Origin of the sequence: Intrasporangium chromatireducens Q5-1, from assembly GCF_000576575.1 — a bacterium.
In the GTDB taxonomy this organism is placed as follows: Bacteria; Actinomycetota; Actinomycetes; order Actinomycetales; family Dermatophilaceae; genus Intrasporangium_A; species Intrasporangium_A chromatireducens.
Map to the genome: position 1 here is coordinate 1 of NZ_AWQS01000274.1, position 4,638 is coordinate 4,638.

At 71.9% G+C, this 4,638-nt stretch carries 6 protein-coding genes; 5 read left to right on the plus strand and 1 reads right to left on the minus strand.

Annotated elements, in window-relative coordinates; translation table 11 throughout:
- The 4 genes from N864_RS19390 to N864_RS19405 all read left to right on the plus strand — a co-directional run.
- Positions 1-277 (plus strand): thioredoxin family protein (locus N864_RS19390; protein ID WP_034721155.1); only part of this gene is annotated, 277 nt, incomplete at its 5' end.
- Between the two features lie 10 nt (positions 278-287).
- Complete coding sequence (locus tag N864_RS19395) at positions 288-698, plus strand: DUF302 domain-containing protein (protein ID WP_034721158.1); 411 nt, start codon at positions 288-290, stop codon at positions 696-698.
- A 133-nt stretch (positions 699-831) separates the two neighbouring features.
- Positions 832-1,098: a metal-sensitive transcriptional regulator gene (locus N864_RS19400; RefSeq protein WP_034721161.1), complete on the plus strand. Its 267-nt coding sequence runs from the start codon at positions 832-834 to the stop codon at positions 1,096-1,098.
- Positions 1,095-2,411, plus strand: coding sequence for an MFS transporter (locus N864_RS19405; RefSeq protein ID WP_081794047.1), 1,317 nt, complete (start codon positions 1,095-1,097; stop codon positions 2,409-2,411). The genes N864_RS19400 and N864_RS19405 overlap by 4 nt, the downstream gene beginning before the upstream one ends.
- Before the next feature lie 180 nt (positions 2,412-2,591).
- Here N864_RS19405 and N864_RS19410 read toward each other — a convergent pair whose 3' ends face one another.
- Complete coding sequence (locus N864_RS19410; protein ID WP_034721164.1) at positions 2,592-3,971, minus strand: MBL fold metallo-hydrolase; 1,380 nt, start codon at positions 3,969-3,971, stop codon at positions 2,592-2,594.
- 117 nt (positions 3,972-4,088) lie between these two features.
- Here N864_RS19410 and N864_RS19415 point away from each other — a divergent pair, with 117 nt between their 5' ends.
- Positions 4,089-4,595 (plus strand): hypothetical protein, encoded by a 507-nt coding sequence (locus tag N864_RS19415; protein WP_155893022.1) that lies wholly within the window; start codon positions 4,089-4,091, stop codon positions 4,593-4,595.
- Positions 4,596-4,638 lie beyond the last annotated feature (43 nt).

The following is a 4,638-nucleotide window of genomic DNA, read 5'->3' on the forward strand; positions in this document are numbered from 1 at the left end:
GATGTTCGCGCCCGTCTATGAGGCCGCGTCCGAGCAGCACCCCGACGTCGTGTTCGGCAAGGTCGACACCGAGGCTGAGCAGGCCCTCGCCGCCGCCGCCCGGATCACCTCCATCCCGACCCTGATGGCCTTCCGTGACGGCATCCTCGTCTTCAGCCAGCCGGGCGCACTGCCGGCCGCCGCGCTCGAGCAGGTCATCACCGCCGTTCGCGAGCTCGACATGGACGACGTCCGGCGCCAGCGCGCCGAGCAGCAGTCCACCGCCCAGACCGCCTGAGGAGGCACAGATGAGCTACGCACTGACCACGACCGTCGACCAGGGCTTCGACGAGACCGTCGCGGCGACCAAGGAGCGCCTCGCCGCTGAGGGCTTCGGCGTGCTCACCGAGATCGACATGGCTGCGACCCTCAAGGCGAAGCTCGACGTCGACGTGCCGCCTCAGGTCATCCTCGGGGCCTGCCGGCCGCCGCTCGCCCACGCGGCGCTGCAGGCGGAGCCGTCCATCGGGCTGCTGCTGCCGTGCAACGTCGTCGTGCGCACCCTCGATGACGACCACACCATGGTCGAGGCCATGGACCCCGACGTCATGAAGCAGCTGACGGCCAACCCCGGCCTCGACGCTGTCGCCGCCGAGGCTCGCGAACGGCTTGGCCGGGCGCTGGCCGCCCTCGCCCCGGAGCAGCCCAGCGCCCGCTGAGCCCACTCCGGCCCCACGCCGGTCGTCCGTCTCGACCCTTCAGGTCCCCTCCGGTCGAGACGGGCGGCCGTTTCGCATCTCCACCGCCGGGACGCGTCCTGTCGTCCAGGCCTCACCCCTCAAAGGACCCGACATGGTCGCCCTCAACCCCGACGACATGGCTCCCGTCATCAACCGACTCAAGCGCGCCCAGGGCCAGCTCGGCGGCGTCATCCGCCTCATTGAGGCGGGCCGCGACTGCCAGGACATCGTCAACCAGCTGGCCGCGGTGACCAAGGCGCTCGACCGCGCCGGCTACGCGATCGTCTCGACCGGGCTGCGGGAGTGCCTCACCAACCCGGACGGGGTCCAGCCGGCCGAGCAGGCCGCCATGGAGAAGCTCTTCCTCACGCTTGCATGAAGCCCATCACGGCAGTGGGACTCGCCGGCACGGGACCGACGACCCCGTCGCGCCTCCCTCGGCATCCGGTCCTCGGGCTGCGTCAGAATGCCGCGCAGTTCACCTTGCTCGTGGCGGTCAACGCCCTCGTCGGGGGCATGCTCGGCCAGGAGCGCACCGTCGTGCCGCTCCTGGCCGAGTCGGCGTTCGGACTGCGCGCCCACACGGCCGGGCTGACGTTCATCGTCGCCTTCGGGGTCGCCAAGGCCGCGACGAACTACCTCGCCGGTGCCCTGGCCGACCGCTACGGGCGCAAGCCGGTCCTCGTCGTGGGCTGGCTCATCGCGCTGCCGGTCCCGCTCCTGCTCATCTGGGCGCCCAGCTGGGCGTGGGTGATCGCCGCCAACGTCCTGCTCGGCGTCAGCCAGGGCCTGACCTGGTCGACGACCGTCATCATGAAGATCGACCTCGTCGGCTCGGCTCGACGGGGGCTGGCCATGGGCCTGAACGAGGCGGCCGGCTACGGCGCGGTGGGCCTCACCGCCCTCGCCACCGGCTACCTCGCCCAGGCGTATGGACTCCGGCCCGCCCCGTTCCTGCTCGGGATCGCCTTCGCCGCCGTCGGCCTAGGCCTGTCCGGCCTCGTCATCCGGGAGACCCGGGAGCACGCCGCGCTCGAGGCGGCCACCCACCAGCCACGCTCCGACGGGCGGCACGACCACCTGCACGCCGACCTCAGCAGCCGGGAGGTGCTCGTGCACACCAGCGTCCGTGAGCCCGCCCTCTCCGCAGCAAGCCAGGCCGGCATGGTCAACAACCTGGGCGACGGCCTGGCCTGGGGGCTGTTCCCGGTGCTGTTCGCCGGGGCCGGCCTCTCCGTGGGACGGATCGGTCTGCTCGCCGCGCTGTACCCGGCCGTGTGGGGCCTCGGACAGGTCGTCACCGGTGCCCTGTCGGACCGTTGGGGCCGCAAGTGGCTCATCGCGGCCGGCATGTGGCTCCAGGGCATCGCCCTGGCCCTCATCGCCCTCTCGAACAGCTTCCTGCCATGGGCCCTCGCTGCCGCCCTGCTCGGGGCGGGCACCGCGATGGTCTACCCGACCTTGCTCGCCGCAATCGGCGACGTCGCCCACCCGTCGTGGCGCGCGCGGGCCGTCGGCGTCTATCGGCTCTGGCGCGACGGCGGGTTCGCCGTCGGCGCCGTCATGGCCGGCATCATCGCTGACGCCTTCGGCGTCCGTGCTGCCGTCTGGGCGGTCGCAGCCGTCACCGTCGTCTCCGGTGTCGTCGTCGCGGTTCGGATGTACGAGACCCGACACCCCGCGGCCCGCTGAGCGGCACACCTTCGCGGGCGCTGAACGGGGCCTCGGCACCGCTGGGACGTGGCGGCCCCGCGGTCGCCAGGTGAGGGGCATCCGGCCGTATGCCGCTGAGCCGGCTCCCAGCGTGAGCTGACCGTCCGCACGCACCGAGGCCCGGGTCCGTGACGGACCCGGGCCTCGTGTTCGAGCGGCTCAGGAGGCGACGGCGTGCGCCATGGACCAGGCGCCGTAACCGCCGAGGACGTCACTGACGTCGGAGAAGCCGCGGTGCCGCAGGAGGCTCGCCCCGACGCTGCTGCGCCAGCCGCCGGCACAGTAGAGCAGGACCGGCCTGGCCGGGTCGAGCTCGCCGGCGCGGGACACGAGCTGGGCGAGCGGGATGTGCCGGGCGCCGGGCAGCATGCCTGCCTCGAGCTCGCCCTCGCCGCGGATGTCGACGATCTGGGCGTCGTCCGAGTCTAGGACGTCGGCGACCTGCCCGACGGTCAGGCGGCTCGCCCGCGTGACGTCCTGCTGGTGCGCGAGCAGGTAGGCCTCCGGGTCGGCCACATAGCCGAGGACGTTGTCGAAGCCGATCCGGGCGAACCGCGTCGCGACGTCCTGCTCCTGGCCCTCCGGGGCCATGATGACGACCTGCTGCTCCGGCGTGAGGACCGCGCCGATCGTCTCGGCCGTGCGGCCGTCCCAGGGCACGTTGAGGGCACCGCGGAGATGCCCCGCCGCAAACTCCTGGTTGTCACGCGCGTCGAGCAGCACGGCGCCGCCGGCGAGGGCGGACTCGACCTGCTCGACCGTGAGGGCAGGCGCGGCAGCGTCGGTGTCGCGGACGCCGCGCTCCTGCTTGTTGAGCGTCGCGTTGTAGATGAAGTAGGCGGGGGCCGGCGGCTGGCCGGCCGTGACGACCTCGAGGAACTGGGCCTCGCTCATCGGCTGGCAGGCGTAGTTGAAGGCCCGCTGCTCCCCGATCGTGGACTGCCGCTCGGTCGAGAGGTTCTTGCCGCAGGCGGAGCCGGCGCCGTGGGCCGGGAAGACCCGGACGGAGTCGGGCAGCGACATCAGCTTGTGCTGGACGGAGTCGTAGAGCATCCGGCCGAGCTCGTCGGCGGTCACGCCGACGGAGGCGAGCAGGTCGGGCCGCCCCACGTCGCCGATGAAGAGGGCGTCGCCCGTCAGCACCCCGTAGGCGACCTCGTCGTCGGCATGCTCGTAGACGAGGACGCTGATCGACTCGGGGGTGTGGCCGGGGGTCGCCATGACCTCAAGCGTCACGTCGCCGAGGCTGATCCGCTCACCGTCCTGCAGCGACCGGACCTCGAACTCCGGCTGCGCGGCCGCGCCGTAGCCGATCCAGGCGCCGGTCTCGCGGGCGAGCTCGAGGTGCCCGGAGAGGAAGTCGGCGTGGAAGTGGGTGTTGATGATGCCGACGATCGTCAGGCCGTGCGCCGTGGCGTCGTCAAGGTACTCGGCCACGTCTCGGCGGGGGTCCACGATGACGGCCTGACCGGTGCCCTCGTCGCCGACGAGGTAGGACGCCTGCGAGAGGCAGTCGAGGTAGTACTGGGTGAAATACATCGGTTCCTCCGGGGTGGGTGTCGTACTGCAGTCAGCCTAACAGATACCCCCATGGGTATATTTCTCCTCCATGACTGATACCCTGTGGGGTATGTTCGCGACCGGATGGACGACCCCATGACCCCTCGCGGAGACGGCCCCGTCGCCCCGCCCCCCGCGCAGCGGCTGGCGGCTCTTGTCGCCGAGGAGCGGCTGCGGCGGTGGCCGCGACGACGCGTGGTGGCAGCCGTCGTCGCCAGCGCCGCACTCGCCTGGCTCGTGCTGTCACGGACCGGCGGGAACGTCGGCATCGCGCCGGCGTGGACGGCCCTGTCGCTCACCACCGGCACCCTCGCTGCGCTGGCCCTGTCGACCTTCATTCCCATGCCGGGGCAGGGCGCTTCGCTCGACCTCGGTTGCGGCCCGTGTGCAGCGGCCGGCGGCCTGATGGCCATCGGCTCGGTCTGGTACGTCCTGTCGGAGGCCGTCGAGACGGGGACCGGGCTGCTGGGTCTCGCCCTGGCCGGCGCGTCCTTCGTCCACCGGCTGAGCCAACCCGCAACGTGCACACCCAACGTGGCCCCCGGCCTGAGTGCCTCGCTCGAGCCAGCGGCTCCCCATCACCCCACCGACCAGAAGGACTGAACCATGACCAGCTCCGACGTCCGTAACGTCATCATCATCGGGT

Excerpts from the sequence above, each read along its gene's own strand:
- N864_RS19395 (WP_034721158.1), top strand. The coding sequence starts at position 288 with ATGAGCTACGCACTGACCACGACCGTCGACCAGGGCTTCGACGAGACC.
- N864_RS19400 (WP_034721161.1), top strand. The coding sequence starts at position 832 with ATGGTCGCCCTCAACCCCGACGACATGGCTCCCGTCATCAACCGACTC.
- N864_RS19405 (WP_081794047.1), top strand. The coding sequence starts at position 1,095 with ATGAAGCCCATCACGGCAGTGGGACTCGCCGGCACGGGACCGACGACC.
- N864_RS19410 (WP_034721164.1), bottom strand. The coding sequence starts at position 3,971 with ATGTATTTCACCCAGTACTACCTCGACTGCCTCTCGCAGGCGTCCTAC.
- N864_RS19415 (WP_155893022.1), top strand. The coding sequence starts at position 4,089 with ATGACCCCTCGCGGAGACGGCCCCGTCGCCCCGCCCCCCGCGCAGCGG.